Origin of the sequence: Salsipaludibacter albus, assembly GCF_019798055.1 — a bacterium.
Lineage (GTDB): Bacteria > Actinomycetota > Nitriliruptoria > Nitriliruptorales > Nitriliruptoraceae > Salsipaludibacter > Salsipaludibacter albus.
In genome coordinates, this window is sequence record NZ_JAHOPH010000004.1 from 153,186 (window position 1) to 174,809 (window position 21,624).

Here is a 21,624-nt window from a genome sequence, read left to right on the forward strand (position 1 = left end):
GGGGCATGCGACCGGACAGCGTAGCGATGCACCTTCGTGGTCGCGGACGGCGCCTCGCCCACCTGACCGGGTCGGTCACTGCCCCAGCAGGCCCTCGCGGATGCGCAGGTACGACGACCATCGGGTGGGCGCCACCGCGTCGACGTCCAGCCGGCAACCGGGCTCACCCAGGTGCGCGCAGTCGTCCAGGTCACAGCCCAGGTCGGCCAGCTCCGGGAAGTGGTCCACCAGTTCGTCGGGCGCCAGCGTCCCGAGCCCGAACGACCGCACGCCGGGGGTGTCCACCAGCCACGCGTCCAGGTCCGGCGCGTGCTCGGCGATCGCGGCGACGGTCGTGTGGCGTCCGCCCCGCCGGCCCAGTTCGGCGACGTCCTGCTCGGCCGCCGGCACCACAAGGTTGAACAGCGACGACTTGCCCACCCCGGAATGTCCCGTGAACGCCGTCCAGCGACCCTGCAGTGCGTCCTCGAGATCGTCCAGCCCGGTCCGCGCCTCGGCCGACGTCTGCACGACCGTGACGTCGAGGTCGCGGTAGGGCGCCATGGCCTCGGCGACGATCGCGGGATCGGCGAGATCCATCTTGTTGACCACGACCAGCGGCTCCAGCCCGCCGACCGAGCCGGCCACCAGCACGCGGTCGACGAACCCGACCGCCTCAACGATCCGGTCGCCTGCCACGACCACCCCGACGGCTTCGGCGTTGGCCACCACGACCCGCTCGACGTCGGCATCGTCGTCCGGGGTCCGGGTCAGCCAGGTCCGTCGCTCCTCCAGGCCCAGCACCCGGACGACGTCGGTGTCGTGTCGGGGCGGGCGGATGCGGACCTCGTCGCCCACCACGACCTTGGTGCCACGCATCGACCCACCGAACCGGGCCGGGTGGCGCTCGTCGTCGAAGTACACCTCCAGAAGGCCCCGCGCGACCGCGACGACCCGGGCCCGATCGGCGTCGTCGATGCGTTCCTGGGCCTTGGTGGATCGCTTGGTGCCCCGACGGCGTCGATGTCTCGCGTCGTCGAGGTCGTCGAACTCCTCTTCCCAGAGGTCCAGGTCGATCCCACTCATGGACCCCATGCAACCAGAACCGGAGCAGGCGACGGACCAGGTGGCCACCACCCCACGTCGACTGTGCGGATCGAGGACGCCCACGGCCGCGCACAGCACACTCGACGGTGAGGAGCGGGCGGACGGCCGTGCACGAAGGACGGGACCGGTTCCCGGTCGACCACTACCGTCGAACGCAACCGACCACGGAGCCGACGAACCATGTCCGATGCGATCGAGGACCTCCTCCAGGAAGACCGGACGTTCCCGCCCCCGGAGGACTTCCGGGCCGCCGCCACGGTCAGCGACTCGTCCCTGCGCGACGCTGCCGACGAGGACTGGCTGGGCTTCTGGGCCGACCAGGCCAACCACCTCGACTGGTTCTCCGCATGGGACACCGTCCACGAGTGGGACGAGCCGTTCGCGACCTGGTTCGGGGGCGGCACCCTCAACGCGTCGTACAACTGCCTCGACCGACACGTCGAGGCCGGCCACGGGGACCAGGTCGCCTACCACTGGGTCGGCGAGCCCGACGACCGGCGCGACATCACCTACGCCGAACTGCTGGACGAGGTCTGCCGTGCCGCCAACGCCCTGAAGGAACTGGGCGTGGGCCGTGGCGACCGGGTCGCCATCTACCTGCCGATGATCCTCGAGCTGCCGATCATCATGCTCGCGTGTGCCCGCCTGGGCGCCCCCCACTCGGTGGTGTTCGCGGGCTTCTCCAGCCAGGCGCTGATCGACCGGATCAACGACGCCGACTGCAAGGTGCTGGTCACCGCCGACGGCGCGTGGCGACGCGGTTCGGTGTTCCCGCTCAAGGACCTCGCCGACGACGCGCTCGAGCACACCCCGACGATCACCAACACCCTGGTCGTCAAGCGCACCGAGTCCGACATCGAGATGACCGACGGTCGCGACCTCTGGTGGCACGACGCCATGGACGGCCAGTCCACCACCTGCGAGCCCGAGCACATGGACGCCGAGGACCTGCTCTACCTCCTCTACACCTCCGGCACGACCGGCAAGCCCAAGGGGGTCATGCACACCACCGGTGGCTACATGACCCAGGTCACCTACACCCACCGCACGGTGTTCGACCTCAAGCCCGACAGCGACGTCTTCTGGTGCGCGGCCGACATCGGCTGGGTGACCGGCCACTCCTACATCGTGTACGGACCACTGGCCAACCGCACCACGTCGGTGATGTACGAGGGCGCCCCGAACCACCCGGCCCAGGACCGGCTCTGGGAGATCATCGCCGAGTTCGGTGTCACGCAGCTCTACACCGCGCCGACCGCGATCCGCGCGTTCATGAAGTGGGGCGACGAGCACCCGAAGGCCCACGACCTGTCGTCGCTGCGACTGCTGGGGACCGTCGGCGAGCCGATCAACCCCGAGGCGTGGATCTGGTACCACGAGGTGATCGGCAACGAACAGTGCCCGATCGTGGACACCTGGTGGCAGACCGAGACGGGCGGGATGATGATCGCCCCGGTCCCCGGCGAGGTGACCACCAAGCCCGGCTCCGCCACCCTGCCACTCCCCGGCATCTCGGCCACGATCTACGACGAGGCCGGCGAGGAGGTCGAGGCACCCGGGGGCGGCTACCTGGTGCTGGACCGGCCCTGGCCGTCGATGCTCCGTGGCGTGTGGGGCGACGAGCAACGCTTCAAGGACACCTACTGGTCCCGGTTCGACGGCGTCTACTTCGCCGGCGACGGCGCCAAGCGTGACGCCGACGGCTACTTCTGGCTGCTGGGCCGGGTCGACGACGTCATGAACATCTCCGGACACCGCATCTCTACCACCGAGGTCGAGTCGGCCCTGGTCAGCCACCCGGCCGTCGCCGAGGCCGCCGTCGTCGGGCGCAAGGACGACATGACCGGCCAGGCCATCGCGGCGTTCGTGTCGACCCGCGGGGACGTGGACGAGGGCGAGGAGCTCGCCACCGAGCTGCGCAACCACGTCGCCACGATGATCTCGCCGATCGCCAAGCCCGCCTCCCTGCTGTTCACCGGCGACCTGCCCAAGACCCGCTCGGGCAAGATCATGCGTCGCCTGCTCAAGGACATCGCGGAGGACACGGAGCTCGGCGACACGACCACCCTGGCCGACGCCGGGGTCGTCGACTCCATCAAGGAGCGCTACCTGTCCGACTCGGCGGCGGACTGATCGTCCGGTCGGGCGGGAGGGTCGCCCGTCACCCCGGCGACCGGGATGCGCAGCACGAACACCGATCCCCGACCGGGGCGGTCCCGCACCTCCGCCCGGCCACCGTGGTGGCGCGCCACGTCCCGCACCAGGCTCAGTCCGAGCCCGATCCCCGATCGTGGACCCGATCCGTCGCCCCGGGTGAACGGGTCGAAGACGGTGCTCTTGAGCGGATCGGGGATCCCCGGCCCGTCGTCGGCCACGATCACCTCGGCCGCCCCGTCGTCGGTCCTCAGCGTGACGTAGACGGTCGTGTCCGAGGGCGTGTGCCGGAACACGTTGCCGATCAGGTTCCGGACACCGCGCGACACCAGTTCCCCGTTGGCGATGGCCACCACGGGCGCGAGGTCGGCCACGACCGGGTGCCCGTTGCGCCCGGCGAACTCCTCGATGGCCGAGGAGACGAGCTCGTCCATCGCCACCGGGCCCCACCCGAGCGCCTCCCACTCGCCGACCTCCGCCTCGAGATCGGACAGCAGGCCGACCGTCTCGTCGACCAACCCGTGGAGGTCGTCGCGAGCCGCCGCCAAGCCCTCACGATCCCCGGCGGACAGCCCGGACGAGTGGCGCAGCACCGACTCGATGACGCCGATCACGCCCTCGATGATCCCGGCCTGGTCGTGCTGGACGGTCTTGACCAGCAGCCTGAGTGTCTCCAGTGTCTCACCCTGCGACGGCACCGCGTCCTGTTGGTGCGGTCGACGACCCCGGCTCGACGTCACATCGCCGCCCGCACGACGGCACCGTTGCGACGTGCGGCCGAGAGGGCCACGTAGGCGGCCACCTCCGTGCGGTTGCGCATCCCGAGCTTCGCGAGCACGTTGGACGCGTAGTTGCGGATCGTCTTCTCGGCCAGGCACAGCTCGTCGGCGATCTCGCCGTTGGTGCGCCCTCGTGCCATGAGCGCCACGATGGTGCGCTCGCGGTCGGTGAGACAGTCCAGGAGGTGGTCGTCGGGGAGCCAGTTGTCCACGGACACGTCGGCCATGGCATCCATCATCCCGGGCTCGATCAGGCGCGCCCCGCCCGCGACCTGCAGCACCACGTCGACGATCTGGTCACGAAGGCGATCCTTGATGAGGAACGCCGCAGCGCCGGCGATCGCGGCCTGGAAGTACGCCTCCTCCTCGCGGTACGACGTCAGGACCACATGTGCGACGCGAGGGTTGCGCGCTCGCGCTTCACGCACGAACTCGATCCCGTTGCCCCAGGGCATGCTCACGTCGACCATCGCCACGTCCACGCGGTCGTCGACGACGGCCTGCATGGCCACCTCGACGCGGTCGGTGCTCACCACGACCTCGGCGCGGTCATCCTCCTCCCACATGGACCGGATCCCCGCCCGGACCACGCCGTGGTCGTCCAGCGACAGCAGTCGGACAGGTCGTCGTGCCCCGATCCGATGACTGACACTCGTTCTGTTCTCCCCAGCCCTTCGCCAGGCATGATCGTCGAAGCCCATCCGGTATCCCCCCCGTGGGTGCTGTGCGAGTCTCGTCGCGGGCCCCAGGCCCCCGGCTGCTCACCTTGTCGCGTGCTGTGCGTCCCAGTACCTCCAGATGTCAGTCTGTGCTCATCAGCCCCGTAGAAGCAGTGTCACCCCGTGGCAACCCTCCCGTCAACCGCCTGTGCGCACACGGCCCCGGATGCGCAGCCAGCGGACCACATCGGCCCGATCCGGGCCTCTTGGGACGTCTGTCCCTTTGGCAGGGCAACGGCGAGCCCTAGGATCGATGCTCGGCGCGATCGTGCGGGGACGATCGTCGCAGTCGGCTCAGGACCATGGTCCCAGCGCCATCCGGCGCCAGATCGACGACTCGTCGGCAGCACCCGGGTCCTCGCGTCGGCTGGGGGTGGAGCGAAGGTTCCGCTCGCGGGACGCGATGGACGCCGGGCACTGCCGACGAGGGTTGTCAGCAGGTCGGCGTTCGCGACCCCCGTCCTGCTGACCCCGGGCTGCCCCCCAGGTGCGGGGTAGCCGGCCGGCCCCGAAGGGCAACCTCAGTGTGCGGTGTCGTCTCCCGTGCTCGGTAGGGGCATATGTCATGTTCCCGACCGGTAGGTGAGGTGCAGCGTGGCGGACTGGTCCGCGACCCCGTCGTGGGCCTCCGCAGTGCGCTTGCCGGTGCCCTGGACCAGCACGACGACCGCGTTCCCGCTGGCCCAGCCGGGGCGATCCACCAGCTGCTGCAGGAGGGCCGCCAGGTTCGGGGTCTGCTGGGCCGGTCCGCGCTCCCCCACGACGTTCCACGACGGCGGTGTCCACGGCACCGGCGAACCGAGCCTCGGGCGCGACGTCAGGTCGAAGGCGGCCGACGAGAAGGTCGGCGGATCGTCGGCCTGCTGCAGCGCCACCTGCAGGGTCGTCACCTGGCCGTCGGTCTCGTCCGCCTGGAACTGCACGCGTGCGGACTCGATGATCGCCCCCGGTGGCACCGCCACGCCGTCGAATCGCAGGCCGACCGTCTGGACCGTGGCCTCCTGGACCATCTCGAGGTCCGAACTGCCGAGGTCCACCACGCCGCTGGCGCCTTCCTCGGCGTCGTCGCTGTCGGCCGCCACCTGGACCGCGATCGACGTGACGTCGCCGGTCACGGTGACCGTGACGGTGGCGGGTGCCGACACGTCGAGCCCGTCGGATGCCCGGTAGGTGAAGGTGTCCACCCCCGTGAACCCGGGATCGGGCGTGTAGGTGACCGTCCGGTCCACGTTGACGACCACGGTCCCGTGGCCGGGCTGGGCGAGGTCCACCACCTGCAGGGGCTGGCCGTCCGGATCGCTGTCGTTGGCCAGGACGGCGATGGTCCGCGCCAGTCCGATCCCGGTCGACGCCGTGTCCGCGGCGGCCACGGGCGCCTGGTTGTCGGTCGTGGCCCCCTCGCTCGCCCAGGCGACGTGCAGGGTCGCGGCCTGGTCCGGCACCCCATCGTGGGCCTCGGCGGTGCGCTTGCCACTGCCGGAGACGAGCAGGGCGACCGCGTTGCCGCTGCTCCATCCGGGGCGATCCACCAGCTCCTGGACCAGCCGCGCCAGGTCGGGCGTCTGCTGGGCGGCACCGCGCTGACCCACCGGGCTCCACGACGGCGGCGTCCACGTCACCGGCTCGTCCAGCACGGGCCGCGAGGACAGGTCGAACGCGCCCGGACCGAAGGTCGGTGGGTCGTCCGCGTCCTGCAGGGCCAGGTCCAGCTGCGTGGTCCGGCCGTCGGTCTCGTCGACCTGGAACTGCACCCGGGCGGTGGTGATGGTCGCCCCACGCGGGATGGCCACGCCGTCGAAGCGCAGGCCCACCGTCTGCACGGATGCCTCCTGGACCATCTCGAGGTCGGTGCTGTCGAGCTCGACGACCCCGCTGGCGGCCTCCTCGGCGTCGTCGGAGTTCGCCTCGACCTGGACGTCGACCGTCGCCACGTCGGGCGTCACGGTCACCGTGACCGTGGCCGGGGGCGACACCTCGACCGAGTCGTCGGCCCGGTAGGTGAAGGTGTCGACGCCGGCGAACCCCGGCGACGGCGTGTAGGTGATCGTCTGGTCGGGATTGACCACGGCGGTCCCACCGGCCGGCTGGACCAGGTCGGCGACCGCGAGCGGCTGGTCCTCGGGATCGGCGTCGTTGGCCAGGACGTCGATGGTCCGGGCCAGGTCGATCCACGTCGTCACGGTGTCGTCGACCGCCACGGGTGGCTCGTCGGCAGCCCGCACCGTGACCGTCACGGTCGCCGGGGCGGACACGGTCGTGGCGTCGGTCGCGGTGTACGTGAAGGTGTCGGCGCCGCGGAAGCCCACCGTCGGCGTGTAGGTGACGGTCCCGTCCCCGTTCACCTCGACGGACCCGTGGGACGGCGGCGTCAGGTCGGCCACGGCCAGCGGGTCCCCGTCGACGTCGACGTCGTTGGCCAGCACGTCCACCACGACCGCGACGCCCTCGTCGGTGCTGGCGGTGTCGTCGGCCGCCGACGGGGCATCGTCGACGGCCGCGACCGCCACGGTGACGGTTGCCGCGTCGGAGTCGTCGGTGCCGTCGCTGGCGACGTAGGTGAAGGTGTCGATGCCGTGGAAGTCCGGGGCCGGCGTGTAGGTCACCCTGCCGTCGGCCTCGAGCACGGCGCTGCCGTTGGCTGGCGTGGAGAGGTCGGTGACCACCAGGGCCTGGCCGTCGACGTCGGTGTCGTTGGCGAGCACGTCGACGACGACGGCCACGTCCTCGTCGGTGCCGGCATCGTCGTCCACGGCCTGCGGAGGCGTGTTCACGAACGCGACCTCGATCGTCACGGTCGCCGTGTTCGAGTCGGTCGTGCCGTCGTTGGCCGTGTAGGTGAACGTGTCCAGGCCGGAGAAGCCGGGCTCCGGCGAGTAGGTCACGGTCCCGTCCGCCTCGACCACGGCCGTCCCGTGTGCCGGGGCACCGAGGTTGGTGACCGTGAGCACGTCCCCGTCGACGTCGAGGTCGTTGGACAGGACGTCCACCCCGACCGACACCTCGCTGTCGGTCGTGGCGGCGTCGTCGACCGCCACCGGGAGGTCGTCGACCGCGGTCACGGTGATCGTCACGGTCGCCACGTTGCCGTTCGACTGGCCGTCGTTGGCGGTGTAGGTGAAGGCGTCCACACCGTGGAAGTCGGGGTCCGGATCGTAGGTGACGGTCCCGTCGGCCTCGAGCACGGCCGTGCCGTGGGCGGGGGTGACCAGGTTCGTGACGACGAGCGGGTCACCATCCGGGTCGGTGTCGTTGCCGAGCACGTCGAGTCCGACGGGCACGTCCTCCATGGTCACGGCGAGGTCGTCGGTCGTCGTCGGTGGGGTCGGCGGGGTGGTGCCGCAGGGCACGCCGAGCGTGTGGGTGTCGACCGGCCCGTCGACCGACGAGTGGAACGTCACGGTGAGCCCGGTGCCACAGGCCGTGGCCAGCACGGCACCGAAGCCGCCGCGGTAGTAGGCCCGGCTCTCGGGCAGCAACGACGACGCGGCACTGGCGATCGAGGCGCCACCCAGCCCCGACACCAGGTAGGTCAGCCCGTCGACCTCCAGCCGTTCGTAGACGTGGCGGTCGCCCGAGACCACGAGGTCCGCCCCCCAGTCGGCGTAGGGCCACTGGGTGTCGGTGTCGTTGCCGTTGGACGAGTAGGGAGGATCGTGCACGACCACCACCTGCCACGGCGTGGTCGAGGCCGCCAGGCCAGCCTGCAGCCACGCCGCCTGGGCCGAGGCGACGTCACGACCGTCGGGCTCGGAACTGTGCGGGTTGAGCACGAACAGGTGCACCGGTCCACGCACCACGTCGTAGTAGCGTTCGTTGCCCGAGTCCGCGGGTGCGGTGTGTCCCCCGCCGGGCAGGGTGTGGAAGTCCAGGTAGTCGGCCAGCCCGCCACCCGCCTCGATGTCCTCGTCACCCAGCGCGGTGAACAGGCGGTTCAGCGGGGCGCCGTCGCCGTGGTCGCCGCGGTAGTTGCCCATCCAGTCGCCGTAGAGCGCGCCGACGGTGCTGTCCTGGTCCCCCGGGCCGTAGTTGTTGTCCCCGGTGGTGACCAGGAAGTCCGGCTCCAGTCCGTCCAGCATCGCCGCGACCGCGGCGGCGTCCGACGACCCGTTGCCGTAGTCCCCGAACACGCCGAACGACACGGTCGACGGGCCGGTGTCGCCCGGCGCCACCACCTGGACGGGGGCCAGGTCGGTGCCCACCAGGTCACCGTCGTCGACCGCCAGCGCCAACTGGTAGGTCCCGGGCTGGGAGAACGTCGCGGTCGTGTCCAGCGCGTTGGAGTCGGCGAAGGTCACCGTTCCCGGGCCCGAGACCTTCGACCAGGTCGCGTCCAGGGCACCACCGGGGAGGCCGTCGTCGACCGCCTCGCCCGACAGGTCCGCGGCTTCGCCGGCGAAGGTGGCGTCCGCGCTGGCGACGACGTCGGGTGCGGTGTTGCCACCCGTCCCGCCCCCGTCGAACCGCACGTGCAGCGTGGGCGACAGGGCCGGGAACCCGTCGTGGGCCTCGGCGGTCCGCTTGCCAGTGCCGGTCACCACCAGGACCATCGCGTTGCCTTCGTCCCACCCGGGTTGGTCGACCAGTTGCTGCACGACCGGGGACAGGTCCGGGGTCCGCTGGGCCGGTCCACGCTCACCGACGGCGTTCCACGCCGGCGGGCTCCACGGCACCGACTGGGCGAGCAGGGGTCGCGCCGAGATGTCGAACGGCGTGACCCCGAACGTCGGGGGGTCGTCGGCGTCCTGGAAGGCCAGGTCCAGGGTGGTCGGCGTCCCGTCGGTCTCGTCGGCCTCGAACTGCACCCACGCTTCCGTGACCGTCGCACCGGGCGGGACCGGGACCCCGTCGAAGCGCACGCCGACGGTCTGCACGGACGACTCCTGGGTCATCTCCAGGTCCGAGCTGCCGCGGTCCATCGTCCCGCTGGCGGCCTCCTCGGCGTCGTCGGTGTCCGAACCGACCTGGACCACCACGGGTGGGTCCCAGTTCGCGGTGACCGTGACCGTCACCGTCGCCGGTGCCGACGTGTCGAGGCCGTCGCTCACCCGGTAGGTGAAGCTGTCGGTGCCCGCGAAGCCCGCATCCGGGGTGTAGGTCACGGTCTGGTCCGCGTTCACCACCGCCGTCCCGTCACCCGGCGGGACCAGGTCGGTGACCGTCAGGACCTGTCCCTCCGGGTCGGCATCGTTGACCAGCACCCCGATGGTGCGTGCCACGCCGACCCCGGTCGTGACGGTGTCGGCGACCGCCACGGGGGGTTGGTTCGCGGCCAGCACGGTGACGGTCACCGTCGCGGTGTCGCACTGCGGATCCGGGTCGCACACCTGGTAGGCGAAGCTGTCGGTCCCCACGAAGCCGGGATCCGGGGTGTAGGTGATGGTGCCACCCGGGTCGGCCGCAGCCGAACCGTCCGACGGTGACCCGACGCCGCCCAGGGTGAGCGGGTCGCCGCCCAGGTCGGCGTCGTTGGCCAGCACGTCGATCGTGACCGCCTGGTCGACCACGGTGGTGGCGGCGTCGTCCGAGGCGATCGGGGCGAGGTCGCCGACCTGTCCGGGGAAGCGCAACTCGTGGAGCCGTCCGTCGTTCTCGTTGGGGTCGGCGTCGTTGTCCACTCCCCGGTCCACCACGTACATGGACGTGCCGAGGCCGTCCGACGACGGCGCCAGCGTGATCCCGGCCGGCGTCCGCGGCGCCGCCGCCCCGATGTCGATGGTCCGGATCAGCCCCCCCGTCAGGGTCAGCTCGCTGACGAGGTCGGTCCGACGGTCGACCACCAGCAGCGTGTCGTCGAACACGTTGTGGACGATTCCCTCCGGGTCCTGGATCGCGTGCCGGGCGAGGTCGAAGTGGGTGATCGTGTCGTCGCCGGTGGAGCCGCCACCCGTGAACGTGCCGTCCGGACCCGGCGCGATGCGCCACACCTCGGCATTGACCCCGTCCACCACGAACACCGTGTTGGACGGCGCGTGGTAGGTGACGTCCTCGACATCGATGGTCCCGAACCCGAAACTGCCCATCGTGGCCGTGGTGACCGCGTCGTCGGGGGTCCCGTAGCGCAGGTCCGGCCCCGGTCGGACCGTGTGCAGCTTCCCACTCGAGCGGTCGTCGGACACGAACAGGCGCCCGTTGCCGAGGTCCTGGGACAGCCCGGTCGGCTCGTTCGACCACGGCAGCGTCGCCCCGGTCCGCACCAGCGTCCCGCCACGCGTGGTCTGGAACAGGTTCGCCCCCGCGAAGATCGGCATCTCGTTGACCTCGGAGTCCGCGATCAGGAGGCGGTCCTGGTCCGCCAGCCAGGTCACGCCCGCCGAGTCGGGACTGGGCGGCGAGAACGCCGACAGCTGCGTGGTCCTGATCAGCTCGGCGACGTCGTCGATCGCGGCCGCCTCCACGACCGCGGCCAGCGACAGCTCCACCACGCCACCCGACACGTCTGCCGTGCCCGCGTCCGCCACGAACAGGCTCGTCGCGTCGGCGTCGTCGGTGGCGTCCGCCGACGGTGCGAACGTCATCGCACCGGGCTCGACCAGTGATGCCGCCTCGACCCGGCGGGTTCCGACGACCGCACCGGCGTCGTCGACGGCGACGACGGTGTCGGTCGACCAGTCCGCCACGTTGACCAGCCCGGTCGACGGGTCCACCGCCACCGCGTCCGGACCGTCACCCATCGAGGTGTCGTCCAGCGACGTCTCGGTCACGTCGCCCGAGGTCGACACCCGCACCAGGCTGGGGCCCGACGCGTCCAGCACCACCACGTCCCCGGTCCCCGGGTCCGAGGTGACGGCCGTGGCCTCGTCGATCGACGTGCTGACGGTGTCGACGGTTCCGCCGCCGTCGTCGATGGTCACCCGGCCCCCGTCCACCGACACGAGGTTCCCGCCTGCGGCGATGGTGGCCGTCGTGGGGTCCACCTCGGTCGCGCGGACGTCCAGCACCTCGCTGCCGTCGCGCGACAGGCCGACCAGCCCGTGGTCACCGGGCTCGCCGATCCAGAGCACGTCCGCCTCGGGGTCCCACGCGACCCCCGACGGTCGCATCACCCCCAGGTCACCGGTCGTGACCACGTTCTCCTCGACGGCTCGCCCGTCGGCCACGGCAGGCTCCTGGGCCGCGACCAGGCCGCCCGCCAGCACCGCCATCACCGTCATGACGGCGAGTGGCCGCATCCGACTGGCCCGCTCGCCGGGCGGTCGACCACCCCCCGTCGACGAGATTTCGTGCACGCCAGTCACATCGCCATCGCCCATGCCACACCCGCCGCGCCCCAGACCACGCCACCTCGCGTGACGTGCCACGACATCCGACCACGGCCGGGCTCACCTGCGACAGGGGCAGGTGTCCCACCCGCGGATGACGGGCTTCAGGCGGCTGGGGAGTCCGCCACCGCCCGGGCGCGCAAGGGCTCCAGCACGACCAGTGCGCAGAACACGACCAGCACGCCCACCGGCACGTCGTGCTCGGCCAGGGCGCTGCCCGGCTTGATCCGCAGGCGACTGGCGAACGTGGTGAGGTCCAGCAGCTGCGGTCCTGACAGGTCGTCGGTCACCTCCCACTTGAAGGGTCCGACGCCACGCTTGGTGATCCGGGCGCGGGTCGAGGCCAGCGTGACGTGGCCCGCACCGTGGGCCATGATCCGCAGCGACCCCAGTCGCGAGCCCAGTCCGGCGTCGACCAGCGTGGTGTAGCCGCGACCGTGGCGCAGCTCGAGCCGGCGGCCGTCCAGCGTGACCAGGTCGTCCTGCAGCCGGCCGAGGACGTCGCCGTCCCCGTGCAGCTCCCACTGGTCGTCGGACCCCGCCTTCCAGGTCAGGGCTCCGTCGCGCAGGGCGTCGTCGATGCGGCTCACGGCGGTCTTCCGGTCGGGCGTGCAGGATCGGCCGCAAGCCTACCCAGCACCCGGGGCCAGCCGTCCGGACCGCGGGGGCTCAGGCCTCGTCGACCGCGCGGTGCTGCAGCACGTTGGCGTCGAGGTCGTCCACGACCAGGGTGGTGATCGGCCACGGGATCGTGAACCCGTTGGCGTCCAGTGCCGTCTTGGTGGCGCGCAGGACCCGGTCGGTGGTCGCGACCGCGTCCCGGTTGCGCGGCGAGGTCCAGAAGCGCACCTCGAAGTTGACGCTGGAGTCGCCGAGCTCGACGCACAGCACCTGCACGGCCGGCGCGTCCAGCACCCCGTCCACGGCGCCGACGGCCGCTTCGAGCAGCGGCGCGACCGCGTCGTGGTCGTCGCGGTAGTCCACGCCGACGGCGATGGTCGAGCGTCGGGTGGCCGCGTGGGTCCGGTTGACCAGCGTGGCCTCGAACACCGTGGTGTTGGGGATGATGACCAGCTCGCCGTCGAAGTCGCGGATCCGGGTCGTGCGCAGGTCGATGTCGGTCACGACCCCGACGTGGTCGTCGATCTCGATCTCGTCGCCGGCACGGAACGGCTTGCGCAGGATGATGATCAGGCCGGCGACGAAGTTCTCGAGGATCCCCTGCAGGGCCAGGGCAACGGCCAGCCCGGCGATCCCCAGCCCGGCCAGTGCCGCGGACACCGACACCCCGGCGATGCTGAGCGCGATCAGGACCGCCAGCACCAGGACGAAGATCCGCACCAGCCGCTCGGTGAGGTTCGACACGACCGGGTCACTGCCGGCCCGCTGGATCCCGCGCCTGGCTCCGGCGCCGACGTAGCGCGAGACCACGATCCCGATGGCCAGCACCACCAACCCGATGAGGATCAGCGGGATGTTGGCGACGAACCCCTCCCAGAGGGCGACCACGGTGTCCCACGCCAGCCCAGTGGCCTCGCCCACGGTCTCCGGTGGATCGCCCGTCATCAGGGGCTCCGGCGACGGCACCGGGGACACGGGTGCCACCTGGGCGAGCAGGTGCATCGGGGCAACTCCTGGGGTCGTCGGGACGCGTTCGGGGACGGGGTCATCTCGAAGGTATCGACGACGTGCGAAGTCCCTCCTCGGCCCGGTCCACCTCCTCGTACGCGTCGCGGGGCGGTCCTACCTTGGCACCCAACGCCTCCCTGCCGTCGACCACCGCCGGACCCACCAACGTGAGCGAGTACAGCGCCACCAGCATCAGCGTCCTCAAGGGCCTCGAGGGCGTGCGTCGCCGACCCGCGATGTACATCGGCTCGACCGACGTCCGCGGCCTGCACCACCTCGTGTGGGAGGTGGTCGACAACGCCGTCGACGAGCACCTCGCCGACGAGGCCAGCACCATCACCGTGCGGATCCTCGACGACGGAGGGGTCGAGGTCACCGACGACGGCCGCGGCATCCCGGTCGAGCTGCACCCGGAGGAACAACGCCCCGCGGTCGAGGTGGCACTGACCACGCTCCACGCCGGCGGCAAGTTCGACCAGCAGTCCTACGCCGTGTCCGGGGGCCTGCACGGCGTCGGCGTCTCGGTGGTCAACGCCCTGTCCACGCGCACGGAGGTCGAGGTGCTGCGGGACGGCGCGCGCCACCTGATCACCTTCTCCCGCGGCGACGTCGACCAGCCCCTGGAGAAGGTCGCCAGGGCCCGCAAGAAGGACCACGGCACCACGGTGCGGTTCTGGGCCGACCCCGAGATCTTCGACACGGTCGAGATCGACTACGACCGGATCGCCCAGCGCCTGCGCGAGACCGCCCTGCTCAACGCCGGCCTGACCTGTGTCCTGGTCGACGACCGGACCGGGCGCTCCGAGACCCTCCACTTCACCGACGGCCTGGCCGACTTCGTCACCGAGCTCCTGCGAGGCAAGGAGCCGATGATCGACACGCTGACCATCCACGACCAGCGCACGGTCGACGGGACCCCGCTGGCCCTGGACATCGCGGTGACCTGGACCGAGGGCTTCCACGACGAGCGGCTGCGCTCCTACGTGAACGTCGTGCGCACGGCCGACGGTGGCACCCACGAGGAGGGCTTCCGACGCGCCGTCACCGAGGTGTTCAAGGACGCCGCCAAGACCTCCCGTTCCCTGACCAAGAAGGACCCCGACCTGGTCGGCGACGACCTGCGCGAGGGCATGGTCGCCGTGGTGTCGCTCAAGATGGCCGACCCCCAGTTCGAGGGCCAGACCAAGGGCCGGCTGGGCTCGTCGCTGGCGCGCAGCTACGTCCAGCAGGTCGTCGGGGACCACCTGCGGGGCTGGGTGAAGTCCCACAAGGCCCAGGTCAACAAGGTGGTCGCCCGGGCGGTCGTCGCCGCACGGTCACGCCAGGCCGCCAAGGCCGCCCGCGCCCTGACCCGTCGCAAGGGGCTGCTGGACTCGCAGTCCGCGGGCCTGCCCGGCAAGCTGGCGGACTGCACGTCGCGCAATCCCGACGAGACCGAGCTGTACATCGTGGAGGGCGACTCGGCCGGTGGGTCGTCCAAGATGGCCCGCGACCGCCACACCCAGGCGATCCTCCCCCTGCGGGGCAAGGTGCTCAACGTCGAGAAGGCGCAGCTGCGCCGGGTCCTCAAGAACAACGAGATCCAGGCCCTCATCAAGGCGATCGGTGCCGGGGTCCACCCCGAGTTCGACTACGACAAGTTGCGCTACCACAAGATCATCCTGATGGCCGACGCCGACATCGACGGTGGCCACATCACGACCCTGCTGCTGACCTTCTTCTACCGCCTCATGCCCGAGCTGGTGAACGGCGGCCACCTCTACCTCGCCCAGCCGCCGCTGTACCAGCTGCGCCACTCCGGCAAGGTGGTCTACGCGATGACCGAGCGGGAGCGCCAGCAGGCGTTGCGCACCGAGTTCCGTGCCAACGCCAAGGTCGACGTCCAGCGCTTCAAGGGCCTGGGCGAGATGGACGCCGAGCAGCTGTGGGCGACCACGATGGACCCCAACCGCCGCACCCTGCTGCAGGTGGGCGTGCCCGACGCAGAGGACGCCGACGAGCTGTTCGACCTGCTGATGGGGTCGTCGACGGCACCGCGCCGTGACTGGATCGTCGACAAGGCCGCGTTCGCCACCAACCTCGACGTCTGAGCGTCGTTCCTCGGCACACGACGACGGGGTGCGGACCCGAAGGCCCGCACCCCGTCGTGGGTGTGTCGGTCCGGAACTATGGTCGGCAGCCGTTGCCGTTGCCCTTGCCCCTGTCCTGGCAGTTGCGGTTGCCCGGACGGTCCAGGTCCATGCCGACCAGCACGGCGTCGTGGTCCGACGCCCGGTACTCGTCCGGCGCGTAGATGGCGTCCTGGCCGTCGGACTTGAACGACATGTCGTAGTCGATCAAGTCCGGCTCGTCGGTGTTGGCGTGCCACACCGCGGCACCGGTGACGTCCTCGGCCAGGTCGGCGTTGGCCAACGCGTGGTCGAGGTAGCCCAGCTGCCCGTCGAAGACGTAGGAGTAGGCGTACTCACCCTGGTACTCGGCGATCAGGTCGACGTAGCCGCCGTCCACGATCGCGTCGATCGGGTCCTCCTTGTCGTAGGAGTTGAGGTCGCCCGTGACCAGGATGTTGCCCGGATGCACCTTGGTCGGGTTGCTGTCGAGCCAGTCGACGATGGCCTCGGCCGCCGCGGTGCGGACGCCGTCGCAGTTGCCACCCTCGGTGTCGGGCAGGTCGGGGTCACCGACGTCACTGCACGACGAGCCCTTGGACTTCAGGTGGTTGACCGCCACCAGGACGTCCGCCCCGGTGCCGTGCTCGACGAAGGTCTGGGCCAGCACCGGCCGGTTCTTGGAGTCGAGGAACCGCGGGTCCACGGACTGGTCCAGGATCGCGTACTCACCCTTGGGATCGACGCTGTCGGTCTTGTAGATCAGCCCGACCTTGATCGCGTCGGTGCCCAGGTAGCCGGTCGAGATCGCGGCATAGGTGCCCTCCCCGACCTCGGCGTTGAGGGCCGCGACCAGTGTCTCGACCGCGGTCGGGCTGTTCTCGATCTCCATCAGCCCGACGACGTCGGCGTCCAGCTCGGCCAGTGCGGCCACGATCTTGGCCTCCTGGCGCTCGAACTCCAGTTCCGTGTCGGCGCCTCGGCACTCCTGGTTCATGTCCGGCCCGCACGCGTTGTCGAGCGGGTCCCCGGTCGGGTAGTCCAGCGTCGGGAAGTAGTTCAGGACGTTGAACGCGGCCACCTGGAGCCGGCCACCGACGTCGGGCACGTCCGGCCGCGGGTTCGCGACCGTGAAGTCGGCCGGCCCGGTCGGCTGGATGCGGTACAGCCCGAAGCTCTCGTCGATCACCCCCACGGTGTTGGTGACCAGGTCACCACCACGGAAGCGGTTGTCGAGCGTGAACGGGTCACCGTTGGGGTGGCGGGTGACCTGCGGGTTCTGGGTGGACAGCCCGTCGTCGAGCGTGATGCGGGCCGTGTCGTTGTAGGTCTCCAGCGCCACTGCCTCGGCCGAACCGGGCTCGTACACCGCGGTGGGCTGGAACTGGCGCTCGGTCCCGAGCACGATCTCGCCGAAGCGGTCGTAGTTGAAGTACTCGAGGATCGCGAGGTCCTGGGGGAACGTGACGTACATGCCCTCGTAGCGCTCGAAGCCCGTGAAGTCGTCGAGGCCGGCGAGGTCGGTGGGCACCAGCACGTCGGTCGCTGCCGGCAGGTCGACCCCGCTGGCGCACACGACCACGGAGTCGGCGTAGACCTGGGTCTGGCTCGCGCCGCCCGAGGTCTCGTACTCGGCGGCTTCGCCCACGACGTGCACGCGGTCACCCACGTTGACGTCGACGAGCGGACTGCCCTCGTAGACGAACACGCCGTCGGAGGTGGCCGCGTCACCGTCGCCGGCGTCCTGCACGTGGAAGCCGCCCAGGTTGCCGAAGCCCTCGTCGTCGTACTGGAAGTCACCGACGACGACACCCTCGATGGCGACCGTCTCGCCCTCGACCGGAGTGGTGGCCCCGTCGCCCTGGACACTGCCGATGGTCACGGTCGGGTCGCCGCACTCGCCACCGGGGCCGCCGGTGTCCTCGACCCACGCGTTGGGTGCGCCGGGGGTGTTGTAGGCCTCGCCCGGGGCGGGGTCGCCGTCCTCGATGCCGGCCAGGTCGAAGTCGTTGCGGACCCAGTCGTCCGCGGTGTCGGTGTCGGCGCCGTCGGGGATGCGCGATGCACCGCCGGGCGCGAAGGTGTTGGCGTCCCCGTCGAACAGCCCGTCGAGCGTGGTCTGGGCCCAGGTCTGGTCGCCGCTGTCCCCGTCGTCCACCGCGACCGAGTCGACCACGGTGCCGAGGTCGCCGGTCACGTCGGTCTCGCCGGTCCAGTCCCGCACGAGCAGCAGCGACAGGGTGCCGTTCTGCAGCGCCGGGCTGGGCGAGTCGAGCAGCGCGAAACCGGCGGCGTCGGTCGTGCCCACCGCGTAGTCGCCGATCACGGTGCCGAAGTTTGACGAGCCCTCGTCGCCCTCGACCTGCAGGACGGTGTAGGCGGACAGGTCGGTGTCGGCCGGCCCGTACAGCTCGACGTACTCGACGTCGGTGCCGGTGGTGCTGGCGGAGAACTCGTTGATGACGACGGAGCCTCCTCCGCCCCCACCTTCGCAGTCGACGGCGTGGCTGCCGAGGCCGTCGAAGGTGTCGTTGCCGAACTCGCTCCACTCCTGCGACGGGTCGAAGGCGTCGTCGACCACCGTGTCGCCGGTGCAGACGTCGGCGTTGCGACGAAGGGTGTTGTTCGCGGTGGACGGCGTGCCCCAGCTGGTGCCGGGGTCGAGGCCGAGCGTGCCGAACGAGTCCACCACGGTGTCGTCGGTGGTCCGCAGCGCCAGGAAGTCGTCACCGTTCCACAGGCTGGCGTTGGTCGTCTGGTCGGCGTAGGCCGCGAGGTCCTCGTCGGCGAACACGTAGGCATCACCGGCAGCCAGGGATCCCGACAGCGGGAACGTGGCCGTGGAGGTGCCGCCGTTGAACGAGACGAACAACTCGTAGCCCGACAGGTCGACTGCAGCGTCGGTGCCGTTGTAGAACTCCACGGCCTTGTTGAAGCTCGATCCCTCGACGTACTCGCTGATGATCAGGTCGGTCGGTGCGGCGGCTCGCGCTGCCGTTGCCGGGACCATGACCGCCGCGGCCAGCAGTGCGGCCAGCAACGACACCCCCCAGCGCCTCGTCGTCAACGTCGTCTCCACGTGTGTCCCCTTCGACTGTCTGGTCGTGTTCAGAGTGGACGGGACCACGAACCTCGCACCCCCGCGACGGCCGAGTGACCGACCGGATGCGAAGGCTACTGAGACAACACCCACGGAGGCATGGTCGGACGGCGGCCCGTCCGGTGAACGCTCACGGGCATGTCGGCGCCCGTCGCGCCCACCCTCCCCGACATCGTCGGAGGCGGTTCGTATCCTCGCGACAGACGTCGCCCGCCGTCCCGTCCCCCGCACCGCCGAAGGCCCGCCGAACGTGTCCCGACAGCCCACCCTCGCCACCGGATCGATCGACACCGTGTCGATCGCCGACCGCATGCAGCAGGCCTTCCTCGACTACTCGATGTCGGTCATCGTCGGTCGCGCGCTGCCCGACGTCCGCGACGGGCTCAAGCCGGTCCAGCGTCGGATCCTGTACTCGATGTGGGAGTCCGGGCTGCACCCGGACCGGCCCTATCGCAAGTGCGCCTCGGCCGTCGGCGAGGTGATGAAGAAGTACCACCCGCACGGCGACACCTCGATCTACGACGCGCTGGTGCGGATGGCCCAGGACTTCTCGACCCGCGAGCTGCTGGTCGACGGCCACGGCAACTTCGGCTCGATCGACGGCGACCCACCGGCCGCCATGCGCTACACCGAGGCGCGCCTGACCCCCCTGGCGATGGAACTGCTCGACGCCATCGACGAGGAGACCGTCGACGTCGAGCCGAACTACGACGGCTACGAGACCCAGCCCGTCGTGCTGCCGGCCCGGTTCCCGAACCTGCTCGTCAACGGGGCGTCGGGGATCGCCGTCGGGATGGCGACCAACCTCGCACCCCACAACCTCGGCGAGGTGATCGAGGCGGCGATCGCGGTGATCCGCGACCCCGGGATCGGCCTGGACGACCTGATGGACCTCGTCCCTGCCCCGGACTTCCCCACCGGGGCACGCATCGTCTCCACCGACGGCATCCGCGAGGCCTACGACGGAGGCCGCGGCGCGGTCACCATGGAGGCCGTGGCCACGACCGAGACCCGGTCCGGCAACCTCCCCCGGATCGTCGTCACCGAGATCCCCTACCAGGTCAACAAGTCGACCCTGCTGGAGCGGATCGCCGACCTGGTCGCCAACAAGAAGTTCGAGTCGATCCGCGACCTGCGCGACGAGTCGTCGCGCGACGGCATGCGGATCGTGATCGAGCTCAAGCGTGGCGAGGACCCGGCCGAGGTGCTCGAGGCGCTGTACCGCTCGACCGACCTGCGGACCAACTTCAACGTCAACGCGGTCGCCCTGGTCGACAACGCCCCGGTCACGCTGGGGCTGCACGAGATGCTGACCCACTACGTCGCCCACCAGCGCGACGTGGTGACCCGGCGCACCGCCCACCGGCTGCGCCAGGCACGCGACCGCGCCCACGTCCTGGAGGGACTGCTCACCGCCCTGGACCACCTCGACGAGGTCATCGCGCTGATCCGGGGCTCGTCGACCGCGGCGGACGCCCGCACGGCGCTGGTCGAACGCTTCGACCTGACCGACGTGCAGGCGACCGCCATCCTGGACATGCGTCTGCGACGACTTGCCGCGCTCGAGCGTGCCGAGCTGGAGGACGAGTACCAGGAGTTGCAGGAGGTCATCGCCGGGCTCGAGGAGATCCTCGGCGACCCCGAGCGGCTCGACGCGGTCCTGTGCGACGAACTCGCGGAGGTCAGCCGGGTCCACGCGACGCCGCGCCGCTCCCGGGTCGTGGCCGAGGGCATCTCGGCCGACGACGTCCTGCAGGGTGGCTCCGCCGCCGGGTTCGAGGCCCGTGACGTCACCGCGCTCGTGACCCGCAACGGCTACCTGAAGGTCCTGCCCACCCGGCGCCAGACCCCCGCCCACACGCACCCGCACGACCCCGCGGTCGCGGTGGTGCGCGCCACGACCGACGACGACCTGCTGGTCGTCCTGGCCGACGGGACCGGCTACCGCGTCGGGCTCGCCGACGTGCCGGTGGACCGGGCACGCAACCGGGGAACCGCGCTGTCCGGCCTGCTGGGCGACGAGGTCGCCGACGTCGTCGGCGCGGTCGCCCTGGTCGGTGACGGCGCCGTGACGACCGTCTCGGCCTCCGGACAGGTCAAGCGATCCGCCGTGGACGACTACGCCTCGTCACGTGGCACCGGCCTGGTCGTCACCGGGCTCAAGGACGACGACCGGGTCGCCGCGGTCCTGCTGTCCGGCGACGACGACCACGTGGTCGTGGCGACCTCCGACGGGATGGTGACCCGGTTCGCCACGGACGAGGTGCGCACGATGGGACGGACCGCCGCCGGCGTCGTGGCGATGAACGTCGCCGGTGGCGCGCACGTGATCAGTGCGACCGTCGTGCCCGGCGGGGACGACGCGGCCGGCGACGTCGTGACCGTGTCCACCGACGGCACCGTCAAGCGGACCGGGCTGGAGGAGTACCTGGTCAAGGGACGTGGGGCGAAGGGCGTCACGGCCGGGATGGACAGGCTCGCGTTCTGTGGCGTGGCCACGGCCGTCCACGTGACCGCCGACCCGCCGGTCCTGGTGCGTGCGGTCGACCTGGACGAGGCCCGTCGGGCGTCCGGGGGCTCCGGCTCGGGCATCACCGTCACCGGCCCCGTGGTCGCCGAGCAGGACCTCGATCGCTGGCGCCCCGCTCCCTGACCGGGGTCGGAGCGGCTCGCTTCGCACCGGACGAACGGCGGGGGGACGGTGCTCGGATCGCGGCGGTCCGCCACCTAGGCTCATCCCGATCCGCGCCGCGCTGCACCGACCGACCCGTTCCTCCTGCCGCACGCGCC

10 protein-coding genes are annotated in these 21,624 nt (G+C 71.0%); 3 read left to right on the plus strand and 7 right to left on the minus strand.

Annotated elements, in window-relative coordinates; genetic code table 11:
* Positions 1–75: 75 nt before the first annotated feature.
* A complete protein-coding gene (rsgA, locus tag KR546_RS04470) occupies positions 76–1,065 on the minus strand; it encodes a ribosome small subunit-dependent GTPase A (RefSeq protein ID WP_238443496.1) in 990 nt (329 codons plus the stop codon).
* A 201-nt stretch (positions 1,066–1,266) separates the two neighbouring features.
* Between rsgA and acs the strand changes: the two genes are divergently transcribed.
* A complete protein-coding gene (gene acs, locus KR546_RS04475; RefSeq protein ID WP_238443497.1) occupies positions 1,267–3,219 on the plus strand; it encodes an acetate--CoA ligase in 1,953 nt (650 codons plus the stop codon).
* Here acs and KR546_RS19570 read toward each other — a convergent pair.
* The 5 genes from KR546_RS19570 to KR546_RS04500 all read right to left on the minus strand — a co-directional run bounded on the left by KR546_RS19570 (position 3,192) and on the right by KR546_RS04500 (position 13,620).
* Positions 3,192–3,938 (minus strand): sensor histidine kinase, encoded by a 747-nt coding sequence (locus tag KR546_RS19570; protein ID WP_238443498.1) that lies wholly within the window; start codon positions 3,936–3,938, stop codon positions 3,192–3,194. The two genes, acs and KR546_RS19570, sit on opposite strands and share 28 nt — an antisense overlap.
* 38 nt (positions 3,939–3,976) lie before the next feature.
* Positions 3,977–4,720, minus strand: coding sequence for a response regulator transcription factor (locus KR546_RS04485; protein ID WP_274387566.1), 744 nt, complete (start codon positions 4,718–4,720; stop codon positions 3,977–3,979).
* Between the two features lie 581 nt (positions 4,721–5,301).
* Positions 5,302–11,907 carry an Ig-like domain-containing protein gene (locus tag KR546_RS04490; RefSeq protein ID WP_238443500.1) on the minus strand — a complete coding sequence of 2,202 codons (6,606 nt, stop codon included), beginning with the start codon at positions 11,905–11,907 and terminating at the stop codon, positions 5,302–5,304.
* Between the two features lie 194 nt (positions 11,908–12,101).
* On the minus strand, positions 12,102–12,587 hold the full coding sequence (locus KR546_RS04495) for a hypothetical protein (protein WP_238443501.1): 486 nt from the start codon (positions 12,585–12,587) through the stop codon (positions 12,102–12,104).
* A 79-nt stretch (positions 12,588–12,666) separates the two neighbouring features.
* Positions 12,667–13,620, minus strand: a complete 954-nt coding sequence (locus KR546_RS04500; protein WP_238443502.1) for a mechanosensitive ion channel family protein — start codon at positions 13,618–13,620, stop codon at positions 12,667–12,669.
* 173 nt (positions 13,621–13,793) lie between these two features.
* On the opposite strand from KR546_RS04500, the gene KR546_RS04505 reads away from it, so the two are divergent.
* Positions 13,794–15,716, plus strand: coding sequence for a DNA gyrase/topoisomerase IV subunit B (locus KR546_RS04505; protein ID WP_238443503.1), 1,923 nt, complete (start codon positions 13,794–13,796; stop codon positions 15,714–15,716).
* Positions 15,717–15,792: 76 nt separating this feature from the next.
* On the opposite strand, the gene KR546_RS04510 is transcribed toward KR546_RS04505, so the two are convergent.
* Positions 15,793–18,813 (minus strand): ExeM/NucH family extracellular endonuclease, encoded by a 3,021-nt coding sequence (locus tag KR546_RS04510; RefSeq protein ID WP_238443504.1) that lies wholly within the window; start codon positions 18,811–18,813, stop codon positions 15,793–15,795.
* Positions 18,814–19,084: 271 nt separating this feature from the next.
* On the opposite strand from KR546_RS04510, the gene KR546_RS04515 reads away from it, so the two are divergent.
* On the plus strand, positions 19,085–21,487 hold the full coding sequence (locus KR546_RS04515; protein ID WP_238443505.1) for a DNA gyrase/topoisomerase IV subunit A: 2,403 nt from the start codon (positions 19,085–19,087) through the stop codon (positions 21,485–21,487).
* The last annotated feature ends 137 nt before the right edge of the window (positions 21,488–21,624 follow it).